Origin of the sequence: Acetobacter fabarum, from assembly GCF_011516925.1 — a bacterium.
Taxonomy (GTDB): domain Bacteria; phylum Pseudomonadota; class Alphaproteobacteria; order Acetobacterales; family Acetobacteraceae; genus Acetobacter; species Acetobacter fabarum.
This window is the reverse complement of the sequence record NZ_WOTG01000005.1, coordinates 38,238-52,684: the sequence shown is the minus strand read 5'-3', so window position 1 is coordinate 52,684 and position 14,447 is coordinate 38,238. Positions and strand designations below refer to the sequence as shown.

Annotated in this window: 14 protein-coding genes and 1 tRNA gene; 10 read left to right on the top strand and 5 right to left on the bottom strand. The window is 58.2% G+C overall.

Features of this window, described 5'->3' with window-relative positions; genetic code table 11:
* Positions 1-88: 88 nt before the first annotated feature.
* The 3 genes from GOB83_RS08085 to GOB83_RS08075 all read left to right on the top strand — a co-directional run bounded on the left by GOB83_RS08085 (position 89) and on the right by GOB83_RS08075 (position 1,809).
* Positions 89-430 carry a hypothetical protein gene (locus GOB83_RS08085; protein WP_086646919.1) on the top strand — a complete coding sequence of 114 codons (342 nt, stop codon included), beginning with the start codon at positions 89-91 and terminating at the stop codon, positions 428-430.
* A gap of 85 nt (positions 431-515) precedes the next feature.
* Positions 516-602: transfer RNA gene (locus GOB83_RS08080), tRNA-Leu, on the top strand.
* Between the two features lie 31 nt (positions 603-633).
* Positions 634-1,809, top strand: a complete 1,176-nt coding sequence (locus tag GOB83_RS08075) for a phosphoserine transaminase (protein WP_165925723.1) — start codon at positions 634-636, stop codon at positions 1,807-1,809.
* A gap of 217 nt (positions 1,810-2,026) precedes the next feature.
* On the opposite strand, the gene GOB83_RS08070 is transcribed toward GOB83_RS08075, so the two are convergent.
* From GOB83_RS08070 to GOB83_RS08050, 5 genes are all read right to left on the bottom strand, one after another.
* Positions 2,027-3,418, bottom strand: a complete 1,392-nt coding sequence (locus GOB83_RS08070; protein ID WP_165925722.1) for an NAD-dependent succinate-semialdehyde dehydrogenase — start codon at positions 3,416-3,418, stop codon at positions 2,027-2,029.
* A 37-nt stretch (positions 3,419-3,455) separates the two neighbouring features.
* Complete coding sequence (gene adhP / locus GOB83_RS08065; protein WP_086646916.1) at positions 3,456-4,484, bottom strand: alcohol dehydrogenase AdhP; 1,029 nt, start codon at positions 4,482-4,484, stop codon at positions 3,456-3,458.
* A gap of 65 nt (positions 4,485-4,549) precedes the next feature.
* Positions 4,550-5,965 (bottom strand): NAD(P)(+) transhydrogenase (Re/Si-specific) subunit beta, encoded by a 1,416-nt coding sequence (locus GOB83_RS08060; protein ID WP_086646915.1) that lies wholly within the window; start codon positions 5,963-5,965, stop codon positions 4,550-4,552.
* 1 nt (position 5,966) lies between these two features.
* Positions 5,967-6,293 (bottom strand): NAD(P) transhydrogenase subunit alpha, encoded by a 327-nt coding sequence (locus GOB83_RS08055; RefSeq protein ID WP_086646949.1) that lies wholly within the window; start codon positions 6,291-6,293, stop codon positions 5,967-5,969.
* On the bottom strand, positions 6,293-7,441 hold the full coding sequence (locus tag GOB83_RS08050) for an NAD(P) transhydrogenase subunit alpha (protein ID WP_086646948.1): 1,149 nt from the start codon (positions 7,439-7,441) through the stop codon (positions 6,293-6,295). The genes GOB83_RS08055 and GOB83_RS08050 overlap by 1 nt, the downstream gene beginning before the upstream one ends.
* A gap of 409 nt (positions 7,442-7,850) precedes the next feature.
* On the opposite strand from GOB83_RS08050, the gene GOB83_RS08045 reads away from it, so the two are divergent.
* The 7 genes from GOB83_RS08045 (at position 7,851) to GOB83_RS08015 (ending at position 14,428) form a co-directional block, all read left to right on the top strand.
* Positions 7,851-8,873, top strand: coding sequence for an aspartate-semialdehyde dehydrogenase (locus tag GOB83_RS08045; protein WP_086646914.1), 1,023 nt, complete (start codon positions 7,851-7,853; stop codon positions 8,871-8,873).
* A gap of 137 nt (positions 8,874-9,010) precedes the next feature.
* On the top strand, positions 9,011-9,484 hold the full coding sequence (gene sdhC / locus GOB83_RS08040; RefSeq protein WP_086646913.1) for a succinate dehydrogenase, cytochrome b556 subunit: 474 nt from the start codon (positions 9,011-9,013) through the stop codon (positions 9,482-9,484).
* Position 9,485: 1 nt separating this feature from the next.
* Positions 9,486-9,899 (top strand): succinate dehydrogenase, hydrophobic membrane anchor protein, encoded by a 414-nt coding sequence (gene sdhD / locus GOB83_RS08035; protein ID WP_086646912.1) that lies wholly within the window; start codon positions 9,486-9,488, stop codon positions 9,897-9,899.
* 117 nt (positions 9,900-10,016) lie between these two features.
* Entirely contained in the window at positions 10,017-11,828 is a 1,812-nt protein-coding gene (gene sdhA / locus GOB83_RS08030) for a succinate dehydrogenase flavoprotein subunit (protein ID WP_086646911.1), read from the top strand.
* Positions 11,829-11,852: 24 nt separating this feature from the next.
* Positions 11,853-12,635: a succinate dehydrogenase iron-sulfur subunit gene (locus GOB83_RS08025; protein WP_086646910.1), complete on the top strand. Its 783-nt coding sequence runs from the start codon at positions 11,853-11,855 to the stop codon at positions 12,633-12,635.
* A 185-nt stretch (positions 12,636-12,820) separates the two neighbouring features.
* Positions 12,821-13,483 carry a tyrosine-protein phosphatase gene (locus GOB83_RS08020; protein WP_086646909.1) on the top strand — a complete coding sequence of 221 codons (663 nt, stop codon included), beginning with the start codon at positions 12,821-12,823 and terminating at the stop codon, positions 13,481-13,483.
* A gap of 27 nt (positions 13,484-13,510) precedes the next feature.
* Complete coding sequence (locus GOB83_RS08015) at positions 13,511-14,428, top strand: DMT family transporter (protein WP_165925721.1); 918 nt, start codon at positions 13,511-13,513, stop codon at positions 14,426-14,428.
* Positions 14,429-14,447: the final 19 nt, after the last annotated feature.

Genomic DNA, 14,447 nt, shown 5'->3' with positions numbered 1-14,447 from the left:
TTGGGTTCAGGCGGGTAACCGGGTTATGCTGGCCTCCCTGCAACTGTGTGGGCAACAAGCCACCGCGTGCTGAAAGACTGAAGAGCGCATGTTCATTCCTGTTCGTATTCCGGCTTTGGGGTCTGTCCTTGTGCTTGGGCTGCTGGCCGGGTGCGCCAGCCAGCCTACCCGTATTCCCCCGCAGAGCTTTGCACCGGGGCTGAGCGCGCCAACACCGCCCCCCGCAAATGAAAGCCAGTTGGTGAATGACCCCTCCGCCCCCACCAATACGCCGCTGTGCGGGGCCGCCGCGCGGGAGGCCATAGCCATGGCGGTGCAAAACTACCCCCAGCCGCTTGCCGTAGGGGGCAGTTGCGTGCGCAATGCGTGCTACAATACACAGACTGGCACCTACATTGCTGCAGACGGCACCCAGCGGGTCTGCCGTTAGGCTGGGGTGAAGCGCTTTGTGCGACAAATGCCGCCAACAAACCCTTTTCCGGGCGGCAATTTGCTGGTAGGGGAAAAAGCAGTTCGCGAGAGTGACGGAACTGGTAGACGTAGTCGACTCAAAATCGACCGCCCTTACGGGCTTAGGGGTTCGAGTCCCCTCTCTCGCACCAGACTTGTCCCTCCCTCTTCTCGGCCAAGGTTATGAACGCCCTTTCCCCTTCCGCTTCGTCCCGTCCGGCCATTCGCCCGCTCAATCCCTGTTTTTCATCCGGACCGTGCGCCAAGCGCCCGGGGTGGAGCCTTGCCGCGCTGGATAAGGCGCTGGTTGGCCGCTCCCACCGTTCGCCAGAAGGGCGTGCGCGGCTGAACGAGGTTATTGTACGCTCCCGCAAAATTCTGGGTGTGCCCGAAGGCTGGCGGGTGGGCATTGTGCCTGCGTCCGACACGGGTGCGGTGGAAATGGCCCTGTGGTCCCTGCTGGGTGAACGCCCGGTGGACGTGCTGGCGTTTGAGAGTTTTTCCGCCCTGTGGGCGCAGGATATTGTAACCCAGCTCAAGCTGGACAAGACCCGCGTGCTCAAGGCCGATTACGGCCAGTTGCCAGACCTGAACGAAGTTAACTGGGCGCATGACGTGGTGCTGGCATGGAATGGCACCACCTCGGGCGTGCGCCTGCCATCTGCCAATGCCATTCCCGCCGAGCATGAAGGGCTGGTGATCTGCGATGCCACCTCCGCCGCCTTTGCCATGGACCTGCCATGGGACCGGCTGGATGTGGTAACATGGTCCTGGCAGAAAGCTCTTGGGGGCGAGGCCGCACATGGCATGATCGCGCTTTCGCCGCGTGCTGTGGAACGGCTGCAAACCTTTAAGGCCCCCCGCCCGCTCCCCAAGATTTTCCGCATGACCGCCAAGGATGCGCTGATCGAAGGTATTTTTAAGGGCGATACCATCAACACCCCTTCCATGCTGTGTGTGGAAGACGCGCTGGACAGCCTGCAATGGGCAGAATCCGTCGGAGGGCTGGAAGGGCTCAAGGCCCGGTCTCAGGCCAATCTGGCGGCGGTTGCTGCGTGGGTTAAAACCACGGACTGGGTCTCCTTTCTGGCAGAAAAGGAGGAGGAGCGTTCCTCTACCGCGATTTGCCTGCGGATTGTCGCACCATGGTTTCTGGCTCTGGAGCGGGACCGGCAGATGGCAACAGTCAAAACAATGCTGGCTGTGCTGGATAAGGAAGGCATTGGCTTTGACCTTGCCAGCTACCGGGATGCGCCCGTGGGCCTGCGCATATGGGGCGGTGCTACGGTGGAAACAGCCGATATTGCGGCCTTGCTGCCTTGGCTGGACTGGGCGTTTGCACTGGTTGTGCCTGCATAATTCTGCCTGAAGAGGACAACCCTGACCAGTATTGTGAAAAGACCGTGTGCCTGGCACACGGTCTTTTTTTATGCGGGATTTGTGCGGAAAATACGGCCCACACGAAAAAAGCATGATCTGTGCGGGGTGTTTGAAAACCTTTAGTCTAACATACAGATAAAAACGGGTGGAAGGAGTGATCCTTCCGCCCTTTCTGGTTAACCCTGTTCAGAAAGCATCAGAACGGTGCGTCAATGTCCACAATATCAATCAGCTTGGCATTGACGAACTCTTTCAGGCCCAGACCCAGCAATTCGCGGCCAAAGCCCGAGCGCTTGACGCCACCAAACGGCAGATCGGCCTTAACCATGGTCGGGTGGTTGATGTAGACCATGCCGGTATCAATCCGGCGGGCCAGTTCTGCACCACGTTCTTCGTTTTTGGTAAAGATGGAACCACCAAGCCCGTAGGGGGAGTCATTGGCAATTTCAATGGCGTGGTCAGCATCTTTCGCACGGAACAGCATGGTCACCGGGCCAAAGAATTCCGTGTGGCGGGCCGGGTTGCCTTCTTCCAGATTGCTCAGGATAACCGGGCGGAAGAAGCAGCCTTTGTTGGGCATTTCCAGCGGGATTTCTTCCGCTTTGGCACCCTGTGCCACGGCATCGGCAACCTGCTGCTTCAGCCCATCTACCGCCCCGCGAGAGGACAGGGGCGGCAGCGTGGTGGCGGGGTCCATCGGGTCGCCCATACGCAGTTCGGAAATACCTTTGCGGTACAGCTCAACAAATTTGTCGTAAACGCCGTCTTCCACAATCATGCGCTTGGCGTTAACGCAAACCTGCCCACCGTTCCAGTGGCGGCCATAAACGGCCCACTTGGCGGCTTTTTCAATATCAGCATCGTTCAGCACGATCAGGGCATCGGACCCGCCGAGTTCCATGGTGCATTTTTTAAGTGCAAGCCCCGCTTCGGAAGCAACCTTGGCGCCAGCACCTTCGGAGCCGGTCAGGGCCACACCACGTACGCGGATATCGGCAATAATCTTGGCAAGCTGGTCACGCGTTGGGTAGAGGTTCTGGAACCCACCTTCAAGCAGACCTGCATCGTGCATCAGTTTTTCCATGGCGGCGGCACACTGCGGCACGTTGGATGCGTGCTTGAGAATAACCACGTTACCGGCAGAAAGCTGCGGCGCAATAATGCGGGCGACCTGATAGTAGGGGAAGTTCCAAGGTTCGATAGCCAGCAGAATGCCCTGCGCTTCGAACACGATCTTGGCGCGACCTTCCTTGACGGAGGCAAGGGGGAGCACTTCGGGCGCCAGAAGGCGCTCGGCATTAACGGCATAATATTCAAAAATTGCAGCGGAAAGCTCGGTTTCTGCCTTTGCTTCGGCGTAGAGCTTGCCCATTTCCAGCGTCAGCAGCTTGGAGTATTCGTCCACATTGGCGCGCAGCAGATCAGCCGCTTTTTGCAAAACGCGTGCACGTTCAGCAAAAGTTGTGTTTTTCCATTTTTTGAAGGCCGCATGGCCCTTGTCCAGTGCGGCATCGACCTGAGCATCGGTCGGGCTGGGAAAAACCTTGACCTGTTCTTCGGTAAAAGGGTTTGTCGTTGCGTAAGCCATGGAAAAAATCCTTCTGGTTCGTCAATATTGAAGGGGGTTAGTTTCTGAAATCCAGAACAACACGCCCTTCAACACGACCATGCTCGAGATCATCAAATATCTGATTGATGTTTTCAAGCCGATCAGTCTTGGTAACCGAGGTCACTTTTCCTTCAGCAAAGAAGGAGAGAGCTTCGATCATGTCCAGCCGGGTACCCACAATGGAACCGCGGACGGTAATGGCGTTCATGACCATATCAAAAATGGAAATGGGGAAGTCCCCCGGCGGCAGCCCGTTCAGGACTAGTGTGCCACCAGCGCGCACATACCCCATGGCCTGAGAGAACGCCTTGGTGGAAACAGCCGTGATCAACCCCCCATGAGCGCCCCCGACTTCCTTCTGGATAAAGGCTGCCGGGTCGGTTGTCTTGGCGTTAACGGTGTGTGCGGCGCCAAGTTTCCGTGCGGTTTCAAGTTTGGCGTCGTCAATATCAACCGCGATCATGTTCAGGCCCATGGCCACACCGTACTGGATGGCCATTTGCCCCAGCCCGCCGGCACCGGACACCGCAACCCAGTCACCTGCGCGCGTGTCGGTCATTTTCAGACCCTTGTAAACGGTCAGCCCTGCGCACAGGACCGGCGCAATTTTAATGGGGTCCACGCCGGGGGGAATATGGGCCACATAGCCCGGGTCCGCCACAACGTATTCCGCAAAGCAGCCATTAACGGAGTAGCCGGTTTCTTCCTGTTTCTGGCAAAGGGTTTCCCAGCCTGCATAACAGTGTTCACAATGACCACAGGCGGAATACAGGAAGGGCACACCAACGATGTCCCCCTTTTTAATCCAGTCAACATTGCTGCCAACTTCCACAACCGTGCCCACGCCCTCATGCCCGGGAATAAAGGGCAGGGTCGGCTTTTTGGGCCAGTCCCCGCTGGCTGCGTGCAGGTCCGTATGGCAGACGCCGCAGGCGATCATCTTGACCAGGATCTGGTTGGAGTTGATGGAGGGAATGTCCAGTTCCTCAAGCGTGAGCGGCTTGCCAAATTCATGGACAACAGCGGCTTTCATCTTGCCTGACATAATCTACGCCTTTTGTTGCAAACAAAAAAAACGGGAGGGACCGTCTGGTTCCCTCCCGTTTGCCGTTAGGCGGTGCCGAGCGCCTTGACGGCTTCGACCATTTTGGAGAGCACGGCCTGTGCATCCCCAAAGACCATGGTGCAGTTCTTCTGGAAGAAGAGCGGGTTCTGCACCCCGGAATACCCCGTGCCGGACCCACGTTTGATGACAAAGACCTGACGCGATTTGTAAGCGTTCAGGATAGGCATGCCATAAATGGGGGAGGATTTATCGGTCAGGGCTTCGGGGTTGACCACGTCGTTCGCACCAATAATCAGGGCAACGTCGGTGGTGGCAAAGCTGTCGTTAATATCGTCCATATCGTAAATCATGTCGTATGGAACGCCAGCTTCGGCCAGCAGCACGTTCATGTGCCCCGGCATGCGGCCTGCCACGGGATGAATGGCAAATTTGACATCCACACCATCAGCCACAAGCATTTTAACAAACTCGTACAGCTTCTGCTGTGCCTGTGCCACGGCCAGACCATAGCCGGGCACAATAATCACGCTGGATGCATAGCGCATGGAGGTGGCTGCATCCGACGGGTCGGCAGATTTCATTTCCCCTTCGGGGCCTTTGGCGGAGCTTGCCGTATCCCCAAAGTTGCTGAACAGCACGTTGGTGAGCGAGCGGTTCATGGCTTTTGCCATCAGGGCGGTCAGCAGCGTGCCAGCCGAGCCAACAACCATGCCGGCAATCATCAGGGCGGGGTTGCCCATCACGTAGCCTTCAAGGCCCACGGCCAGACCGGTAAAGGCGTTGTAGAGCGAGATCACAACCGGCATGTCTGCCCCACCAATGGGCAGGGTCATGCAGACACCAAACAGCAGGGCCGCACCAAAGAACAGAATACCGGGCAGAACACCTTCTGGCGTGCCATACTGCATGACTGTCAGCGCACCGAGGACGAGCGAGATCAGGAACAGGGCGGCATTGAAAATCCGCTGTCCGCCAAAGCGCACGGGTTTCCTCATACGCCCGTCAAGCTTGGCCCATGCAATGATCGAGCCGGTAAAGGAGATACAGCCAATAAGCGCACCCACGATGGTAACGCTCAGGTGCAGGCCGGACGTGGCATGGTCGGACAGAAGGCTGACCGCAGCAAGGGATGCCGCAGAGCCACCCCCCATGCCGTTAAAGATGGCGACCATCTGCGGCATGGCGGTCATCTGCACCGTGCGGCCACGCCAGCCGGTCCACAGGCAGCCCAGCAGCAGGGCCACAACAGCCAGCGCAACATTGACCAGCAGGTGCGGGCGCGCATCGGGGCTGACATTGAACAGGTTGAGGAATGTGGCCCCAACCACAAACACCATACCGTAACCTGCGGTCACAATGCCCGATACGGCGGTTACGGGGGAGGACATGGCCTTCAGCCCGTAAATGAACAGGCCTGCGGCAATCAGTCCGCTCAGGCCAACAATGTATTCGATAAACATGTTACTGCTGGCCTTTTTTCTCTGTGGTCTGCTTCTGGCTCGGGCGGAACATGGCCAGCATGCGGTCGGTCACGACGTAGCCGCCCATAACGTTCCCTGCGCCCAGAAAAACGCCAACAAACCCGATGATCTGCCCGGTGAGCGTGGTAGCGTTGAACAGCGCATCAAGCGCACCAACCACCACAATACCGTGAATGAAGTTGGAGCCGGACATAAGGGGCGTATGCAGGATGGAGGGCACCCGGCTAATCACCACGTAGCCGGTAAACGCGGCCAGCATGAAGATGTAGAGGGCGATAATGAAGGTCATGGATGTTACGGAATCCATCATGCTTTCTCCGCTGGTGTGCCTTCGATGACCTTCTGGATGGCGGCATTGGTAATCTTGCCATCATGGGTCAGGGTGGTGCCGGTTATGACTTCGTCTGTAAAATCGGGCTTGAGCACACCATCATGCAGAACCTGTTCGAGCAGGTTGTAAATGTTCTTGGCGTAGAGCTCGCTCGCCTGTGCTGCCAGGCTGGAGGGCAGGTTGGTTGGCCCAACCATGACCACGGGACCAACCTTAATGGTTTCGCCCGCTTTGGTGCCTTCACAGTTCCCACCGTTAGGTGCGCCCATGTCCACCACAACGGAGCCTTCCTTCATGCCGGCAAGCTGTTCGGCGTCAATCAGGCGGGGGGCCTTGCGGCCGGGGACGGCTGCTGTGGTAATGATCAGGTCGGCCTGTGCAATATGCTGCGAAAGGGTCGCCCGGACCTTGGCTTTTTCATCTGCTGTCAGCTCACGGGCGTAACCGCCTGCGCCGCGTGCATCAATGCCCGTATCCACGAACTTGGCGCCAACGGATTCTGCTTCTTCCTTGGTTTCGGGGCGTACGTCGTAGCCTTCGCACACAGCGCCAAGGCGGTGTGCGGTGGCCAGTGCCTGCAGGCCCGCAACCCCCAGCCCCATGACCAGCACGCGAGCCGCACGCAGCGAGCCAACGGCGGTGGTCATCATGGGCAGGATTTTCTGCATATGCACGCTGCCCAGCAGGGGCGCATAGTACCCTGCAAGAGCTGCCTGGCTGGACAGCGCATCCATGGCCTGCGCACGGCTGATGCGCGGAATAAGCTCCATGGCAAACGTGGTGATCTTGCCATCGCGCAGCGCCTTGACCAGATCAGGCTGTGTCTGGGCGTAAATGAAGGAAACCAGCAGGGCGCCGGGCTTCATCTGTTTGACGGTCTCGACCGATGGAGGCTGGACGGAGAGCACAATATCCGCATCGGCAACCAGTTTCCCGGTATCGGGCTCCTGCGTTACTTCTGCCTTTGTATAGGCATCGTCCGTGTAGGTTGCAGCACTGCCCGCTCCCTGCTCCAGAACAAGATTTGCCCCAAGCTTGGCTATGCGCTGTGCTACCGCGGGAATCATGGCAACCCGGCGTTCGTCGGGCTGCGTTTCCTTCAGGATGGCAATTTTAACGGTCACGTTCTTTTCCCAATGCATTCTGTATGGGGTGAGGAGGGACCGGGATGGCAGGGTAGAAAAACGGTCGTCCTCCACAACTTCTTCTGTTTGATATGACAACCATATCTGAAAAAGGTTGCATTGATATGCGTCAAAGAAACCTTTCCCGCAGGATATAAAAATATTTTTTTCATTATTGCACTTTATAAATAAGTCTCAGGTGTCATTTCTCGTAATGTCCTGAGCGGCTTGTCATCCGCGCGGGCCGTATTCCGCCCTGCCCGCCATTTGTCGGAGTGGTGGGTGGGAAAGCTTTGGGGCGAGCAATTCCATTTGCTGCCGGAATGGTCTAGGGTTCGCGCGATTGAACGGCCCCCGTGCGGGGGTGCGTTTTTCTGGTTTCTAACGTGCTCTGAATCAAAGGTGGATTATGGGTTATCGGGTTGCTGTTGTAGGCGCGACAGGTGCGGTGGGGCGGGAAATCCTCAAGACACTGGCCGAACGGGAATTCCCGGTGGATGAGATTGTCGCACTGGCCTCCCCGCGTTCTGCTGGGCGTGAAGTCTCGTTCGGGGATCGCGTTCTGAAAGTCCAGAACCTTGAAACCTTTGATTTCAAGGGCTGGGATGTCGGGTTGTTCTCCCCCGGTGGGTCTGTGTCCGCCAAATATGCGCCCATCGCCGCCAAGGCTGGCTGCGTTGTGATCGACAACACATCCCACTTCCGCATGGAGCCGGATGTGCCGCTGGTGGTGCCCGAGGTTAACCCGCTGGCGCTCAAGGACATGAAGCGCAACATTATTGCCAACCCCAACTGCTCGACCATTCAGATGGTGGTGGCTCTCAAGCCCCTGCATGACCTGTTTACCCTCAAGCGGGTGGTGGTCTCCACGTATCAGGCCGTATCCGGCGCGGGGAAGGATGGCATGGACGAGCTGTTCTCCCAGACCCGTGGCAGCTTTGTGAACGACCCGCCCAAGATCGAGCAGTTCCAGAAGCAGATCGCGTTCAACTGCATTCCCCAGATCGACCGTTTTATGGATGACGGTGCGACCAAGGAAGAATGGAAGATGCGAGTCGAGACCAAAAAAATTCTCGATCCGGACGTGGAAGTGCTGGCAACCTGCGTGCGTGTTCCGGTGTTTGTCGGTCATTCCGAAGCCGTTATTGCCGAGTTTGCCGAGCCTGTGGACCTTGAGCGCGCCCGTGCGGCCCTGCGGGAGTCCGAAGGGGTTGTCCTGCTCGACCAGCGCGAAGATGGCGGGTACGTGACCCCGCTCGAGTGCGTGGGGGAAGATGCAACCTATGTGTCACGCCTTCGTGTCGACCCGACCGTGCCGCATGGTCTGGCGTTCTGGTGCGTGTCCGATAATCTGCGGAAAGGTGCGGCTTTGAACGCGGTTCAGATCGCTGAAACCATGATCGCACTTGATCTGCTGCCCAGACACGCCTGAGTGAGAATCCTGCCCCTCTCGGTCTCGTGTTGATCCGTTGAATTGACCGGGCCGAGGCACGGGGCGTAGGACAAAAACGATGCAAAACGCTGGATGCAACCAGCGCTCAGGGATAGACACGGGGTACGAGGCTGACAATGCAGGATATCCGTAAGGCCCTCTATGTAGGGAGCCGAAGTGACGGCACACTGATCCAGCGGCCCATGTCGCCGCACTTGCAGGTGTACCGTTACCGGCTTTCCATGGTTCTTTCCATTTCAAATCGAATCACGGGAGTGGTCGCCACGGCCGGTGCCGCGCTTGGCGTTTTTTGGCTTGGCGCTGCGGCCAAGGGGCCAAAAGCCTATGCTACGGCGCGTAAGGTAACGGGCAACCCGCTAGGCCAGCTTGTGCTGGTAGGGTGGCTGGCTTCGGTCGTTTACCACACGGTCGGTGGCATCCGGCATCTCATCTGGGATGCAGGATACCGCTACGACAAGGAAGAGCTGAACAAGGATGGCCCAGTGGCGGTGGGTGTTACAGCCGGTGTAAGCACCGTGCTGGCCGTCGCCCTGCTTGCTGTGGCGGGTTGCCGCAGAAGCAAACGCGCCAAAGCCGGGAAGGTATCCTGACATGAACGCTTCTGTTCCACATATTGAAGTCATGCGCTCCCAGCTTGGCCGTGCGCGCGGTCTGGGTGCGGGGCATTCGGGTGTAAGCCACTGGTGGGCCGAGCGTGTTTCCGCCGCCAGCCTGCTGCCGCTTTCCACATGGTTTGTTGTGCAGATGTTCCGCCTTGGCGGGGCAGACCACGCCGAGGTGGTTAAATGGGGCGGCAAGCCCGTTAACGCCACCATGCTGGCAGCACTGATCATTACCACCTTCTACCATGCGCAGGTTGGCCTGCAGGTTATTGTGGATGACTACGTGCACGGCAAGGCGCACCTGCCTACCCGCCTGCTGGTCAAGATTGGCACGTCCCTTATGGGGCTGCTTGGCGTATTTGCCGTGATCAAGCTGGTGGTGCGGAGCGGTTCCGGCAAGTAAGCCGGGCACCTGCCCACATAGATAAAGAGCCTTGTGCCGCCGACGGAACAGGTCGGATACGCGGCGGCATGAACCTGAACGACTGACAGGCCGAACGCATATGGGAGCGCCGTCACGATGAATGCCAATTCCTCTCCTTCTCGGGGAGCTTACCGGATTGTTGATCACGCATACGATGTTGTGGTCGTGGGTGCAGGTGGTTCGGGCCTGCGTGCAACGCTGGGTATGGGGGCCGCGGGCCTGAGTACTGCGTGCATTACCAAGGTTTTCCCCACCCGCAGCCACACGGTGGCCGCACAGGGTGGTATTGGTGCCTCCCTTGGCAACATGGCCGAGGATAACTGGCGCTGGCATATGTATGACACCGTAAAGGGGTCTGACTGGCTGGGCGACCAGGACGCCATCGAGTTCATGGTGCGTGAGGCCGTGCCCGCTGTGCAGGAACTGGAACATTTTGGTGTTCCCTTCTCCCGCACGGAAGAAGGCAAGATCTACCAGCGCCCCTTTGGCGGCCATATGAGCGACTTTGGCAAGGCTCCGGTGCCCCGCGCATGCGCTGCCGCCGACCGCACGGGCCATGCCATTCTGCACACGCTGTACCAGCAGTGCCTCAAACATAATGTTGAGTTCTTTGTCGAATACTTCGCCATCGACCTGATTATGGATGATGAAGGTGCCTGCCGTGGCGTTATGGCCTGGTGCCAGGACGATGGCACGATCCATCGCTTCAATGCCAAAATGGTGGTGCTGGCTACGGGCGGTTATGGCCGTGCCTACCAGTCCTGCACATCCGCCCATACCTGTACGGGTGATGGTAACGGCATGGTCATGCGTGCCGGCCTGCCGACGCAGGATATGGAGTTTGTGCAGTTCCATCCCACGGGTATCTACCCCGCAGGTTGCCTGCTGACCGAAGGGTGCCGTGGTGAAGGTGGCTACCTGACCAACTCCGAGGGTGAGCGCTTTATGGAGCGTTATGCTCCTACCGCCAAGGATCTGGCCTCGCGCGATGTGGTGTCCCGCGCCATGACGATCGAGATCAAGGAAGGGCGTGGCTGTGGTCCCAAAAAAGACCACATCATGATGCATCTGGAGCATCTGGGCTCCGACCTGCTGCATGAACGCCTGCCGGGTATTCTGGAAACATCGCGTATTTTTGCCGGTGTGGACGTAACCAAAGAACCCGTGCCGGTTCTGCCGACCGTGCATTACAATATGGGTGGTATTCCCACCAATATTCACGGCGAAGTGGTGCGCCCCACAGCGGACAACCCCGATGCGGTGGTGCCGGGCCTGATGGCTGTGGGCGAGGCCGCGTGTGTGTCCGTGCACGGTGCAAACCGTCTTGGCACCAACTCCCTGCTCGACCTGATCGTGTTTGGTCGTGCGGCGGCCCGCCGTGCGGCAGAGGTCGTCAAGCCGAGCGACTTTGTGCGCCCGCTCCCCGCTGGGGCTGGCGAGTTTGCTCTCGATCGTCTGGACAAGCTGCGTTACGCCAAGGGCGGGACCAAGGTTTCCGCCATGCGTGACCGCCTCCAGCGGGATATGCAGGCCCATGCCGCCGTGTTCCGTACGCAGGAAAGCCTGCAGGAAGGCGTGGACAAGATCCGTGATATCTGGAGTGGTCTGGGTGACATCTCCGTTTCCGATAGCTCACTGATCTGGAACAGTGACCTGATGGAAGCGCTGGAGTTTGAAAACCTGCTGGCCAATGCAACAGCCACGCTGGAAAGTGGTCTGGCCCGGCACGAAAGCCGTGGCGCGCATGCCCGCGATGACTTCCCCGATCGTGATGACAAGGAATGGCTCAAACATTCCGTTTCGTGGCTGGATGACAAGGGCGGCGTCAAGCTGACCTACCGTCCGGTACATATGAAAACCCTGACCGACGATGTCGAGGTTTTCCCACCCAAAAAGCGCGTTTACTGATCCGCAGGGCAAAGGGAGGCGAACATGGTCGAACTCAGACTGCCGCGTAACAGCACCGTAGGGAAAGGCAAAACCTTTCCCGCTCCGGCCGGCGCAAAAAATGTCAAAACCTTCAAGGTGTACCGCTGGTCCCCTGATGACGGTAAAAACCCGGTCATAGACTCTTACGAGCTTGATCTGGATACCTTTGGGCCAATGGTGCTTGATGCCATTATCCACATCAAGAATGAAGTGGACCCCACACTGACATTCCGGCGCTCCTGCCGCGAAGGGATCTGTGGGTCCTGCGCCATGAATATTGATGGCGAAAACACACTGGCATGCCTTAAGCCGATCAAAAGCATTGAGGGTGACGTGCGGATTTACCCGCTGCCCCATATGCCTATTGTCAAGGATCTGGTGTCCAACCTGGATGGGGCTTATGCGCAGTTGCGCTCCATCCAGCCCTGGATGCAGGCAGACAGCGCTCCTCCGCCGGATGGTGAACGCCGCCAGAGCATTGAGGAACGTGGTAAGCTGGACGGTATGTGGGAATGCATTCTGTGCTTCTGCTGCACCACGTCCTGCCCGTCCTACTGGTGGAATGGGGACAAGTATCTTGGCCCGGCCGTGCTGCTTGCCGCATATCGCTGGATTGCAGACAGCCGCGACGAACATACCGGTGAACGCCTTGATTCACTGGAAGATACGTTCAAGCTCTACGCCTGCCGTACGATCATGAACTGCACCCAGACCTGCCCCAAGGGGCTGAACCCGGCCAAGGCCATTGGCCGGATCAAGGAATTGCAGATCGAACGCAAGATCTGATCCTACAGGTTCGGCCTGCCTGGTTTGGTCTGGCAGGAATAAATGAAGCCCCGGCAGGAGTAACCCCTGCCGGGGTTTTTCTGTTCAGGGCGCATGCACGGGGCAGCGGGGGATTATTGACGTGTGGGGCCGGAGGTGGAACATGGAAAGCCAGCATGCTGCTGCATGAGACATGAGGGGGTTTTGTGTTTAACGGCCATCTTTCTTCCCAGACCGGCCGTGCCAGAGCATGGACGGATAGCCTGTTTGTTGATCATGCTATCCTCCGTCTGGTCTGGACCAATTTTCATGCGGTTATTCCGGGTAAGGTGTACCGGTGTAACCACCCCACCCCTGCCCGTTTGCGGCGGGCTGTCAGCAGGCTGGGCCTGCGCACGCTGGTCAACCTGCGTGGGCACAGGCAGTGTGGCTCGGATGCCCTCTCCCGCAATGCTGCTGCACAGATCGGCCTGACCCATCTGGATATGGCGTTTGAGAGCAGGGGTGCTCCGCACAAGGACCGTATTCTGCGCTTTGCACAGATGTACAGCACATTGCAATTCCCTATGCTGATGCACTGCAAGTCCGGTGCAGACCGAGCCGGGCTGGCATCTGCTCTGGTGGTGATGTTTGAAGGCGGGAGTGCGGCACAGGCCCTGCGGGAGCTTTCGTGGCGGTTTGGTCATTTCCGTGGTTCTCGCACGGGAATTCTGGATGCGTTTTTCCTGCGTTATCAGGCACAGGCGGAGGGGCGCATCCCGTTCATGGAATGGCTGAACACCGAGTATGATGAAGCCGCCCTTAAACAGGATTTTGTCGCAGGGCGGATTGCCGCGTTCCTGACCGATCAGGTTTTGCGCAGGGAGTAGCCCTGCATCATTAAAAAAGAGCCGTGCATGACACATGGAGGATACGCAACGCGCAAGGTGCCTTTTCTGGCGGTGTGTGCGGCTATTTTGTCCTGGGCAAGCGCATATCCGCTTGTGCGAATGGCGCTTGTTTACGTGCCTCCCATCCCCCTTGCCGCATTACGGTACGCTGTAGCCGCCGTTATTGTGGCCGGGTGGTTGTGTGTGCGGCGGCCAGTGTGCCCTCAACTGCGTGATGTCCCGCGTTTTTTACTGTGCGGGGCTGTGGGTATTGCCCTGTATAATATTTTGTTCAACACGGGCGAGCAGAGTGTTTCTGCTGGGGCAACAAGCCTTTTGGTTAATTTTGCGCCGTTTATGTCTGCTTTTGTGGCTGTGGTGTTTCTGGGGGAATCCCTGCCGTTATGGGGGTGGGTTGGTTCCGTTATAAGTTTTAGCGGGATTGTGCTGATTGGCAGTGGCCTGCCGGGCGGTTTTACCTTTGGTTCGGGGGCGACCGATGTGCTGGCGGCTGCGTTTTGTTCGGCCCTGTACCTTCTGCTGCAAAGGCCACTTGTGGCACGCTATGGCGCACTGGCATCCACGGCATGGATATTGCTGATTGGTGCTGTTGTGCTGGCCCCCTGGTTGCCCGCAGGCCTTACGGCCTTGCAGGGGCAAGGGGGCTGGCCGTGGTTTCTGGTCATTCTGCTTGGTGTTTTCCCCGCTGTTCTGGGGTATGCGGCATGGGCGCATGTTGTGGGTGCGGTCGGTGTCGCGCGTTCTTCGGGCTTTTTGTTTCTGCTGGCTCCAACAACGCTGATTCTGGCTTATGTCATGACGCATGAAGTGCCCGCCCTGACAACACTGGTGGGTGGGGCGGTGGTTATGGCTGGCGTGTTGCTCATGCAAACATATGGCCGCCCCCGATCTGTTCCGCTTACCCTGCCAGACGGCTCGGATTAGGGCCGCTGGGCACCAGGGT

Coding starts and splice junctions, on each gene's coding strand:
- sdhA (WP_086646911.1), top strand. CDS start 10,017: ATGAATGCCAATTCCTCTCCTTCTCGGGGAGCTTACCGGATTGTTGAT.
- sdhC (WP_086646913.1), top strand. CDS start 9,011: ATGCAGGATATCCGTAAGGCCCTCTATGTAGGGAGCCGAAGTGACGGC.
- sdhD (WP_086646912.1), top strand. CDS start 9,486: ATGAACGCTTCTGTTCCACATATTGAAGTCATGCGCTCCCAGCTTGGC.
- GOB83_RS08060 (WP_086646915.1), bottom strand. CDS start 5,965: ATGTTTATCGAATACATTGTTGGCCTGAGCGGACTGATTGCCGCAGGC.
- adhP (WP_086646916.1), bottom strand. CDS start 4,484: ATGTCAGGCAAGATGAAAGCCGCTGTTGTCCATGAATTTGGCAAGCCG.
- GOB83_RS08015 (WP_165925721.1), top strand. CDS start 13,511: ATGACACATGGAGGATACGCAACGCGCAAGGTGCCTTTTCTGGCGGTG.
- GOB83_RS08085 (WP_086646919.1), top strand. CDS start 89: ATGTTCATTCCTGTTCGTATTCCGGCTTTGGGGTCTGTCCTTGTGCTT.
- GOB83_RS08025 (WP_086646910.1), top strand. CDS start 11,853: ATGGTCGAACTCAGACTGCCGCGTAACAGCACCGTAGGGAAAGGCAAA.
- GOB83_RS08075 (WP_165925723.1), top strand. CDS start 634: ATGAACGCCCTTTCCCCTTCCGCTTCGTCCCGTCCGGCCATTCGCCCG.
- GOB83_RS08045 (WP_086646914.1), top strand. CDS start 7,851: ATGGGTTATCGGGTTGCTGTTGTAGGCGCGACAGGTGCGGTGGGGCGG.
- GOB83_RS08055 (WP_086646949.1), bottom strand. CDS start 6,293: ATGGATTCCGTAACATCCATGACCTTCATTATCGCCCTCTACATCTTC.
- GOB83_RS08070 (WP_165925722.1), bottom strand. CDS start 3,418: ATGGCTTACGCAACGACAAACCCTTTTACCGAAGAACAGGTCAAGGTT.